The sequence below is a fragment of the Halorubrum trapanicum genome, assembly GCF_017873555.1.
Taxonomy (GTDB): domain Archaea; phylum Halobacteriota; class Halobacteria; order Halobacteriales; family Haloferacaceae; genus Halorubrum; species Halorubrum trapanicum.
This window is the reverse complement of record NZ_JAGGKE010000010.1, coordinates 1-18304: the sequence shown is the minus strand read 5'-3', so window position 1 is coordinate 18304 and position 18304 is coordinate 1. Positions and strand designations below refer to the sequence as shown.

The window sequence follows — 18304 nt, the reverse complement described above, 5'->3', positions numbered from 1 at the left end:
ATTCGGGCCTCAGAGCTCGTATCCGGCCTTCTCCATGAGGTCCGCGAAGATGTCGGTCCCCATCGCCCCCTCGTAGACGATGGCGGTGAGCATCCCGCCGGGGTAGACGCCGCCGTTCTGGACGTGGTCGACTTTGTGGCAGTGTAGCGGGTAGATGCCGGGGTCGGCGTCCGCCTCGAACTCCACGGTGTACCGCTCCGCGGGCGCGACGTTCACCACGTCCTCCGGCAGCTGCATCACCTCGGGGTACTCGGCGCCGTCCTTCTCGACCGTGCGGAACCGGTGGTTGTGCGTGTGCATCGGGTGCGACATGAACCCGGCGTTGACCAGGTGGAGCCGCACCGTGTCGCCCTGACTGACGACGATCGGCGAGCCGTGGTCCGGGTTGAACGTGTACGGCGCGACCCGCCCGTTGATAGTGAACGCGTCCGGGCGGCGGTTCTGAACGTCGTAGGTCGCGTCCTCGCCGCCGTACGACCGGGAGAGCCGCGTGTCCCAGTCCTTCAGCGTCATGAACTGCTCGACGTCGGCCTCCTCGTACCCCTCGGGGTCGATACGGAGGATCCCGTACATCCCCATGTCCATGTGCATCGGGGTGTTGAAGTGGCAGTGGTAGAGGTGGGTGCCGGGCACGTCCGCGCCGATCTCGTAGGTGTGCGTCTCGCCGGGCATCACGGTGATCCCCGTCGTCGACGGGACGCCGTCGTCCTTCCACGACTTCGAGACGCCGTGGAAGTGGAGCGTGTGGGGCATCTCCCCGTCGGTGTTGTCGAGGGTGATCGACAGGTCGTCGCCCTCGGTCGCCCGGAGGACCGGCCCGGGCACGCTCGGCATCCCGTCGTCCGCCTGAAACGCCCACGTCACCGGCATCTCGACCGGCCCGCCCAGCGAGCTCTCGGGGTGGGCCGCGTGCCGTGCGTGGACCGACCGCAGCGTCACCTCGCGGCCGCGCTCGTCGAGGTCGACGACCTCCGGCGACCCCGTCTCGGGAAGGGACGGCTCGTCGTCGGTCTGCGGCGAGTCCGCGCCGTCGCCGGTCGTCGCGGTGGTGGCCGCCTCGCTCAGACAGCCAGCCAGCCCGGCGACGCCAGAGAGGCCCGCGGCCTGAAGGATCGATCGTCGCGCGAACCCGCCGTCGGAACCGGAGTCACCGTGCGTCATGTCTCAAGCGAGGAGACGGGGAGGAATAACCGGGGCGCGGCTTCTCGGTTGAAGACACGACTGACGAACCAGTTCGGCGCGTGATATATAAAAGACACAGCGGTCGCGGAGACGGTCTCGGCGACCGTCCGCGGGATCGTCGGCGGATGCGCTCAGTCGTCCGCCGGTTCGCCGGCGTCGGCCGCTTCCTCGGCGGCCGCCTCCTCGGCGGCCGCGTTCTCGCCGATCGGCTCGCTGTCCCAGTACGCGTGGTCGGCGTCCGACCGGAAACAGGTCGCCGTCCGACCGTCGCCGACGTCGTACGCCGGCGGCGGCGACTCCCGGCAGGCCGCGCGCGCCTCCGGACAGCGAGTGTGGAACCGGCAGCCCGCGGGCGGGTTCCGCGGCGAGGGCACGTCGCCGCGGAGCGTCTCGAACTCCTCCTCGCGCGCCTCCGTGGTCGCCCGCGGGACGCTCGACAGCAGCGCCTTCGTGTACGGGTGCGCGGGGTCGTCGAAGATCTCCTCGACCGGTCCGATCTCGACGATCTCGCCGAGGTACATCACCGCGACGCGGTCGCAGACGTGCCGGACCACGCCGAGGTTGTGCGCGATGAAGAGGAACGTGAGTCCGAACTCCTCTTGAAGGTCTTCGAGCAGGTTCAGTATCTGCGCCTGAACGCTCACGTCGAGCGCCGACACCGGCTCGTCGAGGACGACGAAGTCGGGGTCGAGGGCGAGCGCGCGGGCGATCCCGATCCGCTGGCGCTGCCCGCCGGAGAACTCGTGCGGGTACCGGTCGACCTGATCGGCCGAAAGCCCGACGCGTTCGAGCAGGTCGCGGGCCGTCTCGCGGCGCTGCTCCCGGTCGGCGACGTCGTGGATCCGAAGCCCCTCGGTGACGATGTCGCCGGTGGTCATCCGCGGGTCGAGGCTGGAGAACGGGTCCTGGAACACGATCTGGGCGCGCTTCCGGAACTGGGTCAGATCGCGGTCGGTCATCCCGCGGACGTCGGTCCCGTCGAAGGTGATCTCGCCCGCGGTGGGCTCGCGGAGCCGCAGCACCGTCTCGCCGGTCGTCGACTTCCCGCAGCCGGACTCGCCGACGAGCCCCAGCGTCTCGCCCTCACGCACCTCGAAGGAGACGCCGTCGACCGCCTTCACGCTCTCCGACTCCTGCCCGAGCAGGCGGTCGACGAGTGACTGGTCGTCCGCGTAGTACTTCTTCAGCCCGTCGACGGAGAGCAGCGGGTCGCTCACTCGCCGTCACCCCCGTCGGTCGCGGCCGCGTCGTCGGGGTCGGCGGCGTCGCCGGTCTCGCCGAAGTGGTCGTCCGGAAGCGCACGGGCCGGGTCGTACTCGCGGTCCGCGAGGACGCACTTGGCGCCGTGGTCGGCGGCGGCGTCGACCGTCACTTCCGGGGGCCTGTCGAGACACGCCTCCATCGCCTTCGGACACCGGTCCGCGAAGTAACACCGGTCGTCCATCTCGGCGTCGATCAGGCTCGGGACGTTGCCCGCGATCGGTTCGAGCCGCGCCCGCGGGTCGTCCACGTCGGGTATCGAGCCGAGTAACCCCCGCGTGTACGGGTGGACGGTGTCCTCGAACACCGATTCGAGCGTGCCGCGCTCGACGATTTCGCCGGCGTACATCACGCAGACGCGGTCGCACATCTCCGCGATCACGCCGAGGTCGTGGGTGATGAGCACGATACTCATCCCGCGCTCGGCCTGGATCTCCTTCAGCAGGTTCAGGATCTGCGCCTGGATCGTCACGTCGAGCGCGGTCGTCGGCTCGTCGGCGATCAACACGTCGGGTTCGCCGGCGAGCGCCTGCGCGATCATCGCGCGCTGGAGCATCCCGCCGGAGAACTGACCGGGGTACTCGTCGACGCGCTCCTCGGGGTCGGGGATCCCGACCTGCCCGAGCAGTTCGACCGCCCGGTCCATGCTCTCCTCGCTCGTGTAGTCGCGGCCGGGGACGATCCCGTCGAGCAGGTACTGCCCCAGCCCGTACCCCTGCGTCCGCGAGCGCGTCGAACGGGGGTTCGCCCGCGCCCGGCGCTGCACCTCGACCGCCTCGGCGATCTGCTCGCCGACCGTGATCGAGGGGTTGAAGCTGCTCATCGGGTCCTGGAAGATGACGCTGAACGAGGGACCGCGCAGCGACCGGCGGACGCTCGGCGGCACGGTCCGGAGGTCGACGTGGTCGCCGTCGACCCGCACCGCGTCCGTGTCGCGGAACTCGTCGGCGAGGTCGGCGTCGCGGTACCACACCTCGCCGGCGGTGATCCGGCCGGGCGTCTCGACGAGGTCGACGAGCGACAGCGCGGTCACCGACTTGCCGGAGCCGGACTCGCCGACGACGCCGAGGATCTCGTCTTCCCGGAGGTCGAACGACACCGACTCCACCGCGTTGATCTGCCCCTCCTCGGTGAAGAACCGCGTCGAGAGGTCGCGGACCGACAGCACGTCGTCGACCGCGGGCGTCCCGCTCGGGGCCGCGTCGCCGGCCGCGCGGGTATCGGTCGCGGCGGCGTCGCTCGCGCCGCCGTCGGTCGCCGCGGCGGACTCGCTCGCGTCGCTCCCGGTCGGAGCGCCGCCCGTCCGCTCGGCGTCGCTCATGCGGCACCCCCTTCACCTTCGATGCCGGGGTCCAAGGCGTCGCGCAGCCAGTCGCCGAGCAGGTTGATCCCGATCACCGACAGCATGATCGCGAGCCCGGGGATCGAGGCGATCCACCACTGGCCGGAGGAGACGTAGTCGCGCCCCTGCGCGATGTCGAAGCCCCACGACAGCGTCGTCCCCGAGAAGCCGAGGAACGACAGCGAGCTCTCGAGGAGGATGATCGCCGCCACCTGCACCGTCCCGAGGACGATGATCGGCGTGATCGCGTTCGGGAGGATATGCCGGAGGATGATCGTGTTGTCGTCGGCGCCGAGCGCGCGCGACGCCTTCACGTACTCCTGCCCGCGCAACGAGAGCGCCTCCCCGCGGGCGACGCGAGCGAACCACACCCAGTTGACGAGACCGACGACGATCACCACCGTTATCGGCAACACGAAGCTCTCCGGCATCTCCGGCGCCAGCCCGGCGACGACGAATGGGTCGGGGACGTCGACCGCCGCGCGACCCCACAGCCCGATCAGCGCGACCGCCAACACGAGCGAGGGGAACGCGAGGCTGACGTCCGCGATCCGCATCAGGGCGTCGTCGACGCGCCCGCGGTGGTAGCCGGCGAGCAGGCCGACCGGCACGCCGATCGACGCCGCCAAGACGGTGCCGAGCACCCCGACGACCAGCGACGTTCGAGCGCCGTACACCACCCGCGAGAACATGTCGCGGCCGAGTCCGTCGGTGCCGAAGACGTGGTCGGGGTCCGCCGTGATCTCGACCTCCTCGGTGACCGTCTGGATCTCGCCGTCGACCATCTGCGAGGTGGTCCGCTCCGTCGTCTCCGAGAAGCCGATCGGCGGCAGCTCGCTCTGATCGAGCTGTTGGTCGGTCGGATTGTGGGGCGCGATGAAGGGGGCGAACACGGCGGTCAAGGTGATGAGGACCACCAGCGCCAGCCCGAGCTTCGCGAGCCCGCTCCCTCTGAACTCCTTTTTGAGATTGCGTATGACACGTGAAGAAACCATGTTAGTCGTTCACCACCTCCGGGTCGAGGTAGGCGTACACCACGTCGACGAGGATGTTGACGAGCACGAAGCTCGTCCCGATGACGATGAGGCTCCCCTGAAGCGCCGGCCAGTCGCGCTGGTTGATGCTCTCGATGACCAGCGTGCCGAGTCCGGGCCACGAGAACACCGCCTCGGTGATGACGGCGCCGCCGATCAGCGTCCCGAGCTGGAGACCGAGGACGGTGATCACGGGGATGAGCGTGTTCCGGAGCGCGTGTTTGTACCGGATCAGGGTCCGGGGAAGCCCCTTGGCCCGCGCGGCCTGAACGTAGCCTTTGCTGAGTTCGTCCAGCATTCCCGACCGCGTCAGCCGGGTGATAAGCGCCATGAAGTACGTACCGAGGGCGATCGCCGGCAGCGTGATGTACGCGAGCCACGTCAACAGCGTCCCGACGAACGGCTCGGCGTTGACGACCGACAGCGCGACGTCGCCGACGTCGACCCCGCGGCCGCTGGTGTTGAAGATGTTGAACTCCACGGCGAAGATCAGGATGAGCATGATCCCGAGCCAGAAGTTCGGCGTCGAGATGCCGCCGAGCGACAAAAGCGTCGCGCCGTAGTCGACCGGCTCGTTGCGGCGGGTCGCGCTGATCACGCCGAGCGGGATCGCGAGGACGATCGCGACGACGCTGGCGGCGACGGCCAGTTCGACCGTTGCGGGCAGGCGGCTGAACACGAGCGCCGTGACCTCCTGTCCCTTGATGTACGACTGACCCATGTCGCCCCGCAGCAGGTCGAAGATGTACTGCCCGTACTGGACGTACAGCGGCTGATCGAGTCCCAGCTCGGCGGCGATCGCCTGCCGCGTCTCCTGTGACGCGTCGAGCGGCGCGACCGCGTTGATCGCGCTGCCGGGCGTGACGAACCGGAGCGCGAACACGACGGTGACGACGCCCCAGACGACGCCGATTCCTTGGAGGCTTCTTTTGAGTGCGAATCTTCCGAATGACATTAATAACGGTGTGGGGAGATGGCGGTCGCGTTACTGCTGGGTGGCCGTGTCAGGGTCGATGAACTCGTCGGCCCGCGGCTCCCAGGAGATGTCGCTCGAGACGCCGTAGACGCTGAACTGCTGGTGCATGAACACCCACGGCGCGAGGTCGTGGGCGAGCTGGTTCGCCTCCTGAAGGATGTCGACGCGCTCGTCGGAGTCCTCGGTCGCCTCGGCGTCTTCGAGGAGTCCGTCCAGCTCGTCGTTCTCTAAGACCGTGAGCGCGCCCTCGGAGGAGAGCAGCGGCGTCAGGGTCTGGCTGCCGTCGAACTCCGCGTTCCCCCAGCCGAGGAGGTTGAAGTGCGGGCGGTCCTCGAGGTTCGGCGCGGTGACCTCCTGAACGAGCGAGGAGAACTCGCGCTGTTCGACCTCACAGGAGACGTTCGACAGCGAGTCGATCTGGCTGGCCGCCGCCTGCGCGATGTCGACGTCGCGGAGGTACCGTCCGATCGGAGTCTCGAGCGTGATCTCGACGCCGGCGTGGCCGGACTCCTCGACGAGTCGCTCGGCCTCGTCGGGATCGTACGGGTACGGGTCGATGTCGGGGTTGTAGCCGACGTGGCCTTCGAGCGTCGGCTGCCCGGTGATGTTTCCGAAGCCGTTGAGCACGTTCTCGATGATGCTCTCGACGTCGACCGCGTGGTTCAGGGCCTGCCGGAACTGCTGGCTGGAGAACGGCTCCACGTCGTAGCGCATCTGGAGGAAGATGATCCGCGCGCTCGCCACGGAGTTGATCGTCGCGACATCGGAGCCGTTCACCCGAGAGACCTCGTTCGGCGGGACGTTCGTCACGATGTCGGTCTCCTCCGCGAGCAGCTGGTTGACCCGCGTGCTCGACTCGCTGGAGGCGCTCATCGTGAGCTCGTCGACCTCGGGGGCGCCGTCCCAGTAGTCCTCGTTCGGCTCGTAGACGACTTCGTTGCCCGAGTCGTACTCGCTGAGGCGGAACGGTCCCGTGCCGTTGGCGTTGCGGTTGATGTAGTCGCTGCCGTTCTCCTCGACCCACGACTGCTGCATGACGGGACCGTTCGTCGCGAACAGCTGGAAGGCGATCGGGTTGTACCCCTCGAAGGAGACCGTCACCTGCCCGTCGCCGGTCGTGACCTCCGAGACGGAGCCGAGGTCGTTCGTCTGCGGGCTGGCGATGCCGACGTCCTCGAAGACGATCCGGCGGATGCTGTACCGGACGTCCTCCGGCGTGACCTCGTCGCCGTTGTGGAAGGTGAGACCGTCGCGCAGCAGGAAGCGGACGCTGCCGTCGTCGGTGCGCTCCCACTCGTTCGCGAGACCGGCGATGATGCCGCCCTCCTTGTCGCGGTCGAGCAGGCCCTCGTACAGCTGGCCGACGATGATCTCCGTGTTCGTCTCGGCGTGGTCCTGCGGGTCGAGTCCCGAGTCCATCTGGCCCATGGTGACGCCGAGTTCGAAGGTGTCGTCGCCCCCGTCGGAGCCGTCCTCGCCGTCGCCGCCGTCGGAACCGTCCGACCCGTCGCCGCCGTCGGAGCCGTTCCCGCCGTCCCCGCCGTCGGAGCCGTTTCCGGAACAACCGGCGAGACCGACCGCACCGGCCGTTCCGGCGTACTTGAGCACCGTCCGCCTGTCGACGTGATCGTCGTTGTCAGTAGGCATAGCCGTTACCATACGACAGAGCGTTATGAACCTACCGGCGGTCACAGCGTCTGTCGCTACCGCCTGCTGGCGATCCGTTGACAGGAGAATCCGCTGAATCCTCGGTATGCGACAGTGAGACACGAGAACTCGACGCGAGCGGAAACCGACGCCTATGTACGGGCGCGTGGACGATAGCCGGGCGACATGAACGGACCCGATCCCGGACCGCGGTGGGGAGCGGTCGAGGAGGACGCGGAGTCGACGGCGGCGGCGTACCGAGAGCGCGGCTGGACCGCTATCGCGGGGCACCCCGGGCAGGTGAACCCCGTCGCGGACGCCGCCCGGATCGACGTGTTGCTGCCGGAGTCGGAGTTCGACGCGGCGCTTTCGGCGGTCGACGAGGCCGCGATCGACGGCGTCGACGTGTACGCGGGCGCCGCGGGCGGAGTCGCGTACCGGCTGGTGGTCGCGACCGACGAGGCGGCGCAGGTGGCGATCTGCGTGCCGACGTACCTCGAGCGCGACGACCTCGCCGCGCTGCGCGCGGCCGCCGAGGCGGCGGGGTCGCTCACCGTTCGGCTGCGCCCTCTCGACGACCGCGACAGCGTCGAGATCGCGATCGACGACCCCGCGGTGTTCTTCGACGCGCCGGAGGAGTGAGACGCATACACGTGGGTTCTTCTGCCGGCGCGTGACTTCGACGTATTCATAGTTGTGCGATCGCGATCATCTATATGAATCGCGCAGAGAAGGCGGCCCTCCAGCTACAGGCGGTCGCCGTGTTGCGGATGCTGAAGGAGACGCGAACGTACGAGGAGCTGTCGGAGGTGACCGGACTGCCCGCGGGCGACCTGAACCGATACGTGAACGGCCACGTGCTGCCCGGCACCGACCGCGCGAGCGAGGTCGTCGAGTCGGTCGGGCGCGAGGCGCTCGCCGACGAACTGGTCGCGCGCGTCGAGTTCGACGACGAGGGGTACGTCGACAACTCCGGCGTCGTCTTCGACCAGTCGTTCCTCGACCTGGTGGCGCCGGTCGCGGCGGAGACGTTCGAGTTCGAGTCGCCGGACGTGGTGCTGACGGCCGCGACCGACGGGATCACGCTCGGGGCGGCGATGGCCTCCTTCTTCGACGCGCGGCTCGCGTACGCCAAGAAGTCGAAGGAGACCGCCGTCGAGGAGTTCATCGAGTCGCGTCAGCGGCTCGCCTCCGGCATCGAACTCACCTACTACCTCCCCGCGAGCGCGATCGACGCCGGCGACACCGTCCTCGTCGTCGACGACCTGATCCGCTCGGGCGAGACGCAGGAGCTACTCTTAGACATCGCCCTCCAGGGCGACGCCGACGTCACCGGCGTGTTCACGCTCATCGCGATCGGCGACGAGGGGATGGACCGCGCGCGAGCGATCACCGACGCGCCGGTCGGCGCGCTGACGACGTTCGAGTAGCCACGTTCGCGCATATTCTGCCGGATCGAATCGTTTCAGCCGACGTTTCGATCCACAAACGCGGATCGTCCGTCGCTCGCTTCAGCAAGGCTTATCACGTGATCCCGGGGAACGATCACCCGTTCATGGGCCTCACAGACGCGTTGGCGGCGCGGTTCGACGTGGAGTCGCACGGGTCGGACGTCCGGACCGAGGCGATCGCCGGACTCACGACGTTTCTGGCGATGTCGTACATCATCGTGGTCAACCCCACGATCCTCTCGAACGCGATCCAGATAGAGGGGTACAGTCAGGGCGAGGTGATCCAGATGATCGCCATCGCCACGGTGCTCTCCTCGGCGGTCGCGACGTTCGTGATGGCCTTCTACGCCAACCGGCCGTTCGGGCTGGCCCCCGGGCTCGGACTCAACGCCTTCTTCGCGTTCACGGTCGTGCTGGGGCTGGGCGTGCCGTGGCAGACGGCGCTGGCCGCCGTCTTCGTCGAGGGCGTGCTGTTCATCCTGCTCACCGCGGTCGGCGCGCGCGAGTACGTCATCCGGCTGTTCCCCGAGCCGGTCAAGCGGTCGGTTGGGGCCGGGATCGGGCTGTTCCTGCTTTTCATCGGCCTCCAGGAGCTCCAGATCGTCGCCAACGACGAGACGACGCTCGTCACGCTCGGGAGCGTCTTCGGTAACCCCTGGGCGATCCTCGGCGTCCTCGGACTCGTGTTGACGTTCGTCCTGTGGGCGCGGAACGTGACGGGCGCGATCATCCTCGGCGTCCTCACCACCGCGGTCGCGGGGTGGGCGCTCACCTTCGCCGGCGTGTTCGCCCGCGGCACGGTGACGCCCGAGTCGCTCCCCTCGGCGCAGTACGACATCACGCCGCTGGCAGGGGCGTTCGTCGACGGGCTCTCCGGGATCGACCCGGTCACGTTCGTCTTGGTCGTGTTCACGTTCTTCTTCGTCGACTTCTTCGACACCGCCGGGACGCTCATCGGCGTCTCGCAGTTCGGCGACTTCCTCGACGAGGACGGCGACCTCCCCGACATGGACAGGCCGCTGATGGCCGACGCGGTCGGCACCACCTTCGGCGCCGTCGTCGGAACCTCCACGGTGACGACGTTCATCGAGTCGTCCGCGGGCGTCGAGGAGGGCGGCCGAACCGGACTCACGGCCTTCGTCGTCGCCGCCCTCTTCCTCGCGTCGCTCGTCCTGATCCCGGTCGTCGCCGCGATCCCCGAGTACGCCTCCTTCATCGCGCTGATCGTCGTCGGCGTGATGATGCTTCAGGGGCTCGTCGAGGTCGACTGGCAGGACCCCGCGTGGGCCGTCTCGGCCGGGCTTACCGTCACGCTGATGCCGTTCGCCTACTCCATCGCGGACGGGCTGGCGGCCGGCATCGTCGCGTACCCGATCATCAAGCTCGCGGTCGGCGAGGGCGACGAGGTCGCGCTCGGCCAGTACCTCATCGCGGCGCTGCTCGCGGCTTACTACGTGCTCTCGACCGCCGGCTACATCCTCTGAGGCGGCCGCGACGGCCGGTCGTGAGGCGTCGGGACGCAGGCCGATCCGATGGACCTCCTCCCGGCGGGGTGACGCTCGGCGACCTTCGGCGGTGGTCGATCGCCGGGCGCGGTGGTTCGACCTTCGGCGGTGGTTGATCGCCGAGCGCGACGCGCGTTCGGAAGGGACTAAGTGACGGCCGGCGAATTTTGCGACATGCAGACGCTGCTCCTCAACGCGGACGACGTCGACGAGAACGCCGAGATGGACCGCGTGATCGACGCGGTCCGCGGCGCGTTCACGGCCTACGAGCGCGGCGACGCGAAGATGCCGGCGAAGTCGTACATCGACCTCCCCGAGTACAACGGCGACTTCCGGTCGATGCCCGCCTACCTCGACGTGCGCGAGGAGGACGTCGCCGAGGAGACCGCGACCGGCGAGGGGTGGGACGCCGCCGGGATCAAGTGGGTGAACGTCCACACCGACAACCCCGACGACCACGACCTGCCGACCGTGATGGGGACGATGATCTACTCGGACCCGGAGACGGCGTTCCCGCTGGCGGTCCTCGACGGGACGACGCTGACGATGAAGCGAACGGGCGCCGCCGCCGCGGTCGCGACCGACCACCTCGCGGTCCCCGACGCGAGTTCGCTCGGGATCGTCGGCGCGGGCGTCCAGTCGTACACGCAGCTGGAGGCGATCGCCGCGGTGCGCGACATCGAGGAGGTCGTCGTGAGCGACCTCGACGAGGAGCGCGTCGCCGACTTCGTCGACGCCTTCGGGGACCGGTTCGACGTGCGCGCCGGCTCGATTTCGGAGGCCGGCCACTGCGACGTGCTCTCGACGGTGACCCCCGTCGAGACCCCGATCGTCGGTCCCGACGACGTGGGCGAGCGCACCCATATTAACGCGATGGGCGCGGACGCGGCGGGCAAACACGAGCTGGCGGACGACCTCCTGCTCGACGCCACGGTCGTGATCGACGACCGCGAGCAGTGCACCCACTCCGGCGAGATCAACGTCCCCTACGCCGCGGGGACGCTCACCGACGACGACATCTACGGCGAGATCGGCGAGATCGTCGTCGGCCGCCGCGCGGGCCGTCCCGGAACCCCCGGGACCCCGGCCGACGCCGACGGCGTGAGCGGCGTCAGCGTCTTCGACTCGACCGGCCTCGCGATCCAGGACGTGGCGGCCGCGCGGGTCGTCTACGAGCGCGCCGACGAACTTGACAACGGCTACCCGTTCGACCTGCTCGGGCTGGACGGCTGACGCCGGGCGCCGAGTCTGCTCGGTCTCGACGACTCCGTTCGGCGCCCGACGCGCGGACTTTTCACCGGCGCCGCCCTACTCCGACCGTGAAACTCGTCAGCGTCGCCGCCGTGGCGGAAGATCGGGTGATCGGGAGAGACGGAGCGGTGCCGTGGCCGCACATCGAGGCGGACGTCAGGCAGTACCGGGAGCGCGTCGCGGGGTCGCCGGTAATCTTGGGCCGCCGCACGTTCGACTCGATGCGCGACGAGCTCCCGGGGAGCCGCCAGATCGTCGTGAGCCGGAGCGTCGACGGCGTCGACGTGCCGACCGCGACGGTCGCGAACGGCGACGAGGAAGCGATCGAACTGGCCCGCGAGACCGCCGACGAGGTCGGCGTCGACACGGTCTACGTCCTCGGCGGCGGCGGGATCTACGAGCTGTTCCAGCCGCACCTCGACGGGATGGTCCTCAGCCACGTCGACGGCGCCTACGAGGGCGACACGCGCTACCCCGAGTGGGACGAAAGCGAGTGGGAGATCGCGGCGGAGACGGAGTACGACCGGTTCACGCTGCGCGAGTGGGTCCGTCGGGAGCGCTGAATCGCCGGAATTTCGCTGCGACGCCCGGAGTCCCGGCCGACGCTGGTATCGGAGGCGACGCCTACGAGTGGTCGGCGCGCTCTTCCGCGTACCGTTCGAGCTGGAGGGCGGTGCTGTCGGCGAGCCGTTCGACCGCGGCGTCGACCCCGTGTTCGCGGGCGTCGACGGACGCCTCGGCGACGAGCGTCCGGACCGTGTCGAACGGGCCGATCCGGGCGCCGGTCGTGGCGACGGTGTCCTCGGCGTCGAGCAGCTGGTTCACGGCGGTGCGGTAGCCGGGGTTCTCGTCGAACCAGCCGTTCCGGTCGAGGCGGTCGACCGCGCCCTCGTGGACCGGGAAGTAGCCGGTCTCGCGGTGCCAGCGCGCCTGCTGCTCCGGCGCCGCGAGCCAACCGAGGAACGCCGCGGCGGCGCGCTGCTCGGCGGTCGACGCCCCGTCCGCGACCCACAGCGACCCGCCGCCGACGACGACGCCGTGCCGCTCGTCGGCGACCGGGAAGTAGCCGACCCCGACCGGGAACGAGGCGCCCTCCCGGACGTCGACCATCGCGGAGGTAGAGCCGATGAGCATCCCGGCGCGGCCCTCGTGGAACGCCTCGCGGGCCTGCCCGCGGGCCTCGATCCCGGGGTCGTGGTAGAGGTCGTCGGCCGCCATGTCGGCGATCCAGCGGTAGACCCGCTCGCCGACCGGCCCGTCGAACCGGCTCTCGGTCGGGGTGCCGCCCCGCCCGTTGTCGGCGTCGACGAGCGGCTCGCCGGCCTCGGCGAACCACTGCTCGACGAACCACGAGTACGTCGCGAACGTGATCCCGGTCTCGGTCGCGCCGCTCTCGACGAGCCGCTCGGCGCACCGACGGACCTCGTCGAACGTCTCGGGCGGGTCGTCGGGGTCCAGCCCGGCGCGCTCGAACGCCGCGCGGTCGTAGTACAGCACGGGGGTCGACGCGTTGAACGGCATCGAGTGGAGGACCCCGTCGGTCCGGTAGTAGTTGGCGACGGGCGCGAGCAGGTCGTCCGGGGAGAAGTCCGAACCCGGGCCGCTCGCGGCGACGGTGTCGGCGACGCCGCCCGCGTCCGCGTCGAGGAGGCGCTCGACGGGCGTGAACGCCCCGCTGTCGAGCGCGCGCTGGGTCCCGATCTCGTAGAGGTGGGAGATCGCCGGCGGGTCGCCCCGGTCCGCCGCCGCGAGCGTCGCCTCGAACACGCCGCGGTAGCTCCCCTTCGACGCGGGGCGGACGGCGATCCCGTCCGTCTCGGCGGCGAACTCGGCCGCGAACTCGTCGAGGAGCCGCGCCTTGCGCCCGCCGAGCGCGTGCCAGAAGTCGAGGACGACGGCGTCGTCGTCGTCGGTGCCGTCGGCGTCGTACGCGTCGAGCGCGTCGTCGAGGGTCCCGGTCCGGTCGGCGAGCGTCGACGCGCCGGCGGCCACCTCGGTCAGCGACGTCTTCTGCGCGTGCGCGACCGCGGTGGCGTCGCCCGCGTCCGCGGCCGTCTCCTCGGCGAGGTCGCCGATCGACTCGACCGCGTCGACCACCGCCTCGATCGAGGTCGCCTGGTCGTCGGTGGCGTCGCGGATCTCCGCGACGCCGCTGGTCGTCTCCTCGACGTCGGCGGCGAGGTCGGTGAACGCCTCCAGCGCCTCCTCGGCGGTGGTTATCCCCTCGTCGGCGCGCTCGCGCATCTCGGCCATCTCGTCGACGGTCGCGTCCGTCTCCGCGCGGACCGACCGGATCGACGACTCGATCTCGCTGGTCGCGTCCCGGGCCTCCTCCGCGAGGCTCTTGACCTCCTCGGCGACCACCTCGAAGCCGGCGCCGGCCTCGCCCGCGCGGGCAGCCTCGATCGAGGCGTTGAGCGCGAGGATGTTCGTCTCGTCGGCGATGTCCTGGATCAGGTCGGTGACGTCCTCGATCGCCGCGACCTCCGATTCGAGCGCCTCGACGCGGTCGAGCGCCTCCGCCGTCCGCTCGTCGACGATGCGGAGCTCTTCGATAGCGGCCGTCGCGGCGTCGGTCCCCTCGTCGGTCCGCTCGGCGACGCCGGCCGCGGTATCGGCCACCTGATCCGCGGAGGCGGCGACCTCCTCGGTGGCCGCCGAGACGGTCTGAAGCTCGCTCGTCGCGGCCGCGATGTCGTCGCGCTGGCGGGTCGCGGCCGCCTCGATGTCGTCGACCGCGGCGTACACCTCGTCGCTCTGCGCCTTCGCGCGGTCGACGTTCGACCGGACGTGTTCGGTCGCGCCCGCGACCTCGTCGCCGAAGCCGTCGACCGCGGACACCGTCTCCGCGACCCCGTCGACGAACTCGTTGAGCGTCGCCGCGAGCGCCGCCGCCTCGCCGTCGGTCTCCTCGGCCGGGAACCGCGCCCCGAGGTCGCCGTCGGCCAGCCGTTCCGCGACCTCGCGGAACGCCGAGACGGGAACGTCGTCGCCCGCGCTGGCGCGGGAGGCCGCCGTCGTCTCGTCGGACGCGACGCCGCCGTCGGTGGTCGCGTCCCCGTCGGTGGTCGCATCCGCGTCGGTCGATGCCGCCGAACGGTCCCCGTCGACGGGATCCCGATCGGACCGGTTGCTCGCATCATCGCCGTCCATTTGTCGCAACTCACCCACGGGGGTACATAAGATCCAGAGTCGAATTATCCCGGCTGATAGCGGCCGCGAAGGCGTTCGGATGCGGCCGAGGAACGGACGGAGAGAGGGATCGATCGGACGCCCGACTCAGGCCGGCGAATCCGACCCACCGCCGTCGACCCGCTCCGCGAAGCCGAACCGCGGCTTGACGTCGGTGACTTCGACGGTGAGCGTCTCGCCCACGTCGCCGTCGACGAAGAGGGTGTAGCCGTCGACGTAGGCGATGCCGTCGCCCTCGTCGCCCTCCTCTTCGATCGTCACCTCGACGCGGTCGCCCTCGGCGACCGGCGACTCGGTGTACCCCTTCGCGACGAGGTACACCTCCGAGGAGGCGTCGCGCGAGGCGGGCGGCGAGACGGTCCGGACGTACTGGAACGACGCCGCCACGTCGTCGCGGAAGGGATCGAGGTCCTCGCCCTGGAACACCTTCACGACGAAGTCGCCGCCGGACGCGAGCAGCTCCTCGGCGGTGTCGAACGCCTGCCGCGCGAGGTGGACCGACCGGGCGTGATCGAGGTTGTACTCGCCGGTCATGTTCGGCGCCATGTCGCTCGCGACGACGTCCGCGCCGCCCTCGCCGACCGCCTCCCGAAGGTAGTGGCGGGTGCGCTCCTCGGTCATGTCGCCGCGGAGCGTCTCGATATCGTGGTCGCCGAACTCCTCGATGCGCTGGAGGTCGACGCCGACGACGGTGCCGCCCTCGCCGACCGCCTCGGCGGCGACCTGAAGCCACCCGCCGGGCGCGGCGCCGAGGTCGACCACGGTGTCGCCGGGGTCGAGGAGGTCGGTCTCCTCGTCGAGCTGTTTCAGCTTGTAGGCGGACCGAGCGCGGTACCCCTGCTGTTTGGACCGGTTGTAGTAGTCGTCTTTTCCCGACATGACTACCTCACCGGATGCGTTGAGATATTCCGCGTGGGGATTGCGGGCGAATCTGCGTTCATACCCGGAGAGACGCCGCCGAAGCGGAAAGGGACATCGGATGAGCGTGAAGCCCGATTCGGAAGCCCGTTTCTTCCGCTTCCCGAGAGAACTCTGGCGTTACATTCACAACGTATCGTAACGTACGTCGTCGTAACGATGAAGACGGTCACCACGCGCATCCCCGAAGACGACGAGGAGGTGCTCGCAGAGCTCGAAGCGGAGCTGAGCGCAGACCGGTCGGAGGTGCTGCGTCGCCTCATTCGACAGGGGCTCGGCGACTGGCGGAAAGAGCGGGCGCTCGACCGGCTCCGCGAGCACAAAATCACGCTCCGGAAGGCGGCGGAGCTCGCGGACGTCTCGTACGTGGAGATGCTGACGCTGGCGTCGGAGGAGGGGATCGACGCGGGGTACACGACCGAGGACCTCGAACGCGACCTCGACCGTATCTGATGGTCGTCGTCGACTCCTCGGCCCTGATTCCGCTCGCGTGGGTCGGCCGACTCGACCTCGTATCGACCGCCTTCGACGAGGTTCGAACGACGGAACTGGTCCGGGGAGAAGTGCTCGCCGAGGGGAAGCGGGGCACCGCGGCGCTCGACGAGTTCCTCGGGAGCGTCGCCGTTCACGAACCCCCGGCGGCGGCCGACGACGTGGCGTCGATGGAGGGGATAGCGGCGGCCGACGCGTCGGTTATTCTGCTGGCGGCGGACGACGAAGAGATCCTTCTCGCCAACGATAAGGGACTGATCGAGGTCGCCCGAACTCACGGCGTCGAGTGCTGGTGGGTGACCACGCTGCTGCTCAGGTGTGCGAAGGAAGGCGATCTGACCGCGGACGAGGCGACCGACCTCCTGTACGACCTCGTGGACGAGGGGATGAATCTCCATCCGAAAGTCTACGCGCAGGTACAGCGTAAGCTCGGGGAACTGGGAGACTGAATTACGCCGGACGGCGGCCGACGCGTCGCGCCTCGCCCGCGCTCGCGGCGTCGAGCGCGAACCCCAGCGCCGCGTAGAATCCGATCAGGTCGGCGTCGAACGCCGCGGAAACGACCCCGACCGCGGGGTCCGACTCGGCCCGGTCAACCGCGGCCGCGACGAGCGCGGAGCCGATCCCCCGACCGCGTCGCGCGCGCCGGACCGCGACGGCGTCGACGTGGAGCCGCCCGGAGTCAGGCCGCACGGCGACGAGCGCGCCGACGACCCCGCCGGTCCGGGTCGAGCGCGCGACGAGCGCGTCGCCGGCGGCCATCCGGTCGTCGACGGTCGCCGCGTCCGTCTCCAGCATCGCGGCGTCGAGGATTCGCAAGATATCGAGGCGGTCGTCGGGGAGAGCCTGCTCGACGGTCACGTCCTCGGGCGGGACCGGGCGGTCGTGTTCTTCGGTCACGCGTCGCCGTCCGTCGCGCCGCCCTTTATCAGTCGGAGGACCCGGACCCGCTCGGCGTCGACGACGCGGTCGCCCGGGACCGGCGAGCCGTCGACCAGCGCCGACGCCTCCTGCGGGTGGTAGCCCGCGGCGCGGATCACGTCGTCGTACGTCGCGTCGGCGGCGAGGCTGTACTCCTCGGTCCCCTCGCCGACGACCTCGACGGTCACGTCCATGGGCGCCGTAGCGGGCGGGTGGGCGTCAATCGCACGGTTTCGGCGCGCTCGACTCAGTCGTGGTCCGGCTCGCTGACGTTCCACTTCCAGAGGAACCACGCGACGGCGGCGACGATCGCGAGCGTCACCAACACGTCGGGCCGCGGGACCGCACCGGTCCACGCGTCGACGACGAGCAGTCCGGTCGCGGCCGCCGCGACGACGAGGACCCGGGCCGCGTCGCGGGCGAGTTCGGCCTCGCGCTCGGACGGGAGACCACCGTCGTAGCCGGCGATCAGGCCGACCTTCCCGCGGACGCGGATCGCCCACGCGAGCAGGAGGAGCAGGGCGGCCGGGACGACGGACAGGAAGGTGGAAGGGAGGGCCATGCGCGGCGATACGTCACGCGAGCAGGATAAAAACAGTCGGTCGTTGACGCAGGTGAATCGGATCGACCGAGTGACAACGCTGGCGGCTATTTATAAACGAACGACGACGCTGCGACGAACACCGCCAAAGCCCCAGTCGCTTACTTATAAATAGTCGAATCCGGATCGACGGAGAACACCGCCAAAGCCCCAGTCGCGAGGGCTCGGTGCGCTCGCTGTCGTTCGAAAGGCGCTACGCGCCTTTCGTGATGACGAGACGCCTCCGGCGTCTCGAACCACGCTCCTCGTTCGTTCGCTTCGCTCACTCACTGCGGTGTCGCCGGCGGCTTCGCCGCCGGCTTTCCGTGGCGCGTAGCGCCACGCTACTTCCGTCGCGCGCCTTCGCCCTCGCGACTGCCCCTTTGAGTCCCACCCCGCACCGCACAGCAACCGCGCCTCACGCCTCCCCAGCCTCGTCGCTGGCGCCGCGGGCGCCCGCGACTCCCTCGCGCGTGCTCCTCGCGCCCGGTGGGCGCTCGGAGGCACGCGCCACCGCAGCAGGCGCGCTTTTTAAATTACGGCGGCGCCGACG

The 18304-nt window shown here is 69.7% G+C and carries 18 protein-coding genes; 7 read left to right on the top strand and 11 right to left on the bottom strand.

Annotated features, from left to right (window positions below):
* Window positions 1-9: 9 nt before the first annotated feature.
* The 6 genes from J2744_RS11280 to J2744_RS11255 form a co-directional block, all read right to left on the bottom strand.
* Window positions 10-1161, bottom strand: coding sequence for a multicopper oxidase domain-containing protein (locus J2744_RS11280; RefSeq protein ID WP_210113460.1), 1152 nt, complete (start codon window positions 1159-1161; stop codon window positions 10-12).
* Between the two features lie 152 nt (window positions 1162-1313).
* Entirely contained in the window at window positions 1314-2399 is a 1086-nt protein-coding gene (locus J2744_RS11275; protein WP_210113459.1) for an ABC transporter ATP-binding protein, read from the bottom strand.
* Window positions 2396-3763, bottom strand: coding sequence for an ABC transporter ATP-binding protein (locus tag J2744_RS11270; RefSeq protein WP_245203327.1), 1368 nt, complete (start codon window positions 3761-3763; stop codon window positions 2396-2398). The genes J2744_RS11275 and J2744_RS11270 overlap by 4 nt, the downstream gene beginning before the upstream one ends.
* Entirely contained in the window at window positions 3760-4779 is a 1020-nt protein-coding gene (locus J2744_RS11265; protein WP_210113458.1) for an ABC transporter permease, read from the bottom strand. Before J2744_RS11265 ends, J2744_RS11270 begins: the two co-directional genes overlap by 4 nt.
* A 1-nt stretch (window position 4780) precedes the next feature.
* Window positions 4781-5773, bottom strand: coding sequence for an ABC transporter permease (locus J2744_RS11260; RefSeq protein WP_210113457.1), 993 nt, complete (start codon window positions 5771-5773; stop codon window positions 4781-4783).
* 30 nt (window positions 5774-5803) lie between these two features.
* Window positions 5804-7441, bottom strand: a complete 1638-nt coding sequence (locus J2744_RS11255; protein ID WP_210113456.1) for an ABC transporter substrate-binding protein — start codon at window positions 7439-7441, stop codon at window positions 5804-5806.
* 186 nt (window positions 7442-7627) lie between these two features.
* On the opposite strand from J2744_RS11255, the gene J2744_RS11250 reads away from it, so the two are divergent.
* The 5 genes from J2744_RS11250 (at window position 7628) to J2744_RS11230 (ending at window position 12211) form a co-directional block, all read left to right on the top strand.
* Window positions 7628-8083 (top strand): DUF7529 family protein, encoded by a 456-nt coding sequence (locus J2744_RS11250; protein WP_210113455.1) that lies wholly within the window; start codon window positions 7628-7630, stop codon window positions 8081-8083.
* Window positions 8084-8157: 74 nt separating this feature from the next.
* Window positions 8158-8871, top strand: coding sequence for a phosphoribosyltransferase family protein (locus J2744_RS11245; protein WP_210113454.1), 714 nt, complete (start codon window positions 8158-8160; stop codon window positions 8869-8871).
* Window positions 8872-8996: 125 nt separating this feature from the next.
* On the top strand, window positions 8997-10376 hold the full coding sequence (locus J2744_RS11240) for an NCS2 family permease (protein ID WP_210113453.1): 1380 nt from the start codon (window positions 8997-8999) through the stop codon (window positions 10374-10376).
* Between the two features lie 195 nt (window positions 10377-10571).
* Entirely contained in the window at window positions 10572-11630 is a 1059-nt protein-coding gene (locus J2744_RS11235; protein WP_210113452.1) for an ornithine cyclodeaminase family protein, read from the top strand.
* Between the two features lie 86 nt (window positions 11631-11716).
* Entirely contained in the window at window positions 11717-12211 is a 495-nt protein-coding gene (locus J2744_RS11230) for a dihydrofolate reductase (RefSeq protein WP_210113451.1), read from the top strand.
* A 61-nt stretch (window positions 12212-12272) separates the two neighbouring features.
* Here the strand turns inward: J2744_RS11230 and J2744_RS11225 are convergent, their stop codons facing one another.
* Both J2744_RS11225 and J2744_RS11220 read right to left on the bottom strand, forming a co-directional pair.
* Window positions 12273-14801, bottom strand: a complete 2529-nt coding sequence (locus tag J2744_RS11225; protein ID WP_210113450.1) for an extracellular solute-binding protein — start codon at window positions 14799-14801, stop codon at window positions 12273-12275.
* A gap of 126 nt (window positions 14802-14927) precedes the next feature.
* Entirely contained in the window at window positions 14928-15719 is a 792-nt protein-coding gene (locus tag J2744_RS11220) for a 23S rRNA (uridine(2552)-2'-O)-methyltransferase (RefSeq protein ID WP_210113449.1), read from the bottom strand.
* A 198-nt stretch (window positions 15720-15917) separates the two neighbouring features.
* On the opposite strand from J2744_RS11220, the gene J2744_RS11215 reads away from it, so the two are divergent.
* Window positions 15918-16211 (top strand): UPF0175 family protein, encoded by a 294-nt coding sequence (locus tag J2744_RS11215; protein WP_210113448.1) that lies wholly within the window; start codon window positions 15918-15920, stop codon window positions 16209-16211.
* Entirely contained in the window at window positions 16211-16699 is a 489-nt protein-coding gene (locus J2744_RS11210; RefSeq protein ID WP_210113447.1) for a hypothetical protein, read from the top strand. Before J2744_RS11215 ends, J2744_RS11210 begins: the two co-directional genes overlap by 1 nt.
* 1 nt (window position 16700) lies before the next feature.
* On the opposite strand, the gene J2744_RS11205 is transcribed toward J2744_RS11210, so the two are convergent.
* Genes J2744_RS11205 through J2744_RS11195 form a run of 3 tightly spaced genes read right to left on the bottom strand, consistent with a single transcriptional unit; the run spans window position 16701 to window position 17733 of the window.
* Window positions 16701-17150, bottom strand: coding sequence for a GNAT family N-acetyltransferase (locus tag J2744_RS11205; RefSeq protein WP_210113446.1), 450 nt, complete (start codon window positions 17148-17150; stop codon window positions 16701-16703).
* The gene (gene samp2 / locus J2744_RS11200) at window positions 17147-17365 is read right to left on the bottom strand and encodes a ubiquitin-like small modifier protein SAMP2 (RefSeq protein WP_210113445.1); all 219 of its coding nucleotides are present in this window, start codon (window positions 17363-17365) and stop codon (window positions 17147-17149) included. The genes J2744_RS11205 and samp2 overlap by 4 nt, the downstream gene beginning before the upstream one ends.
* 53 nt (window positions 17366-17418) lie before the next feature.
* Window positions 17419-17733, bottom strand: a complete 315-nt coding sequence (locus tag J2744_RS11195; RefSeq protein WP_210113444.1) for a hypothetical protein — start codon at window positions 17731-17733, stop codon at window positions 17419-17421.
* Window positions 17734-18304 lie beyond the last annotated feature (571 nt).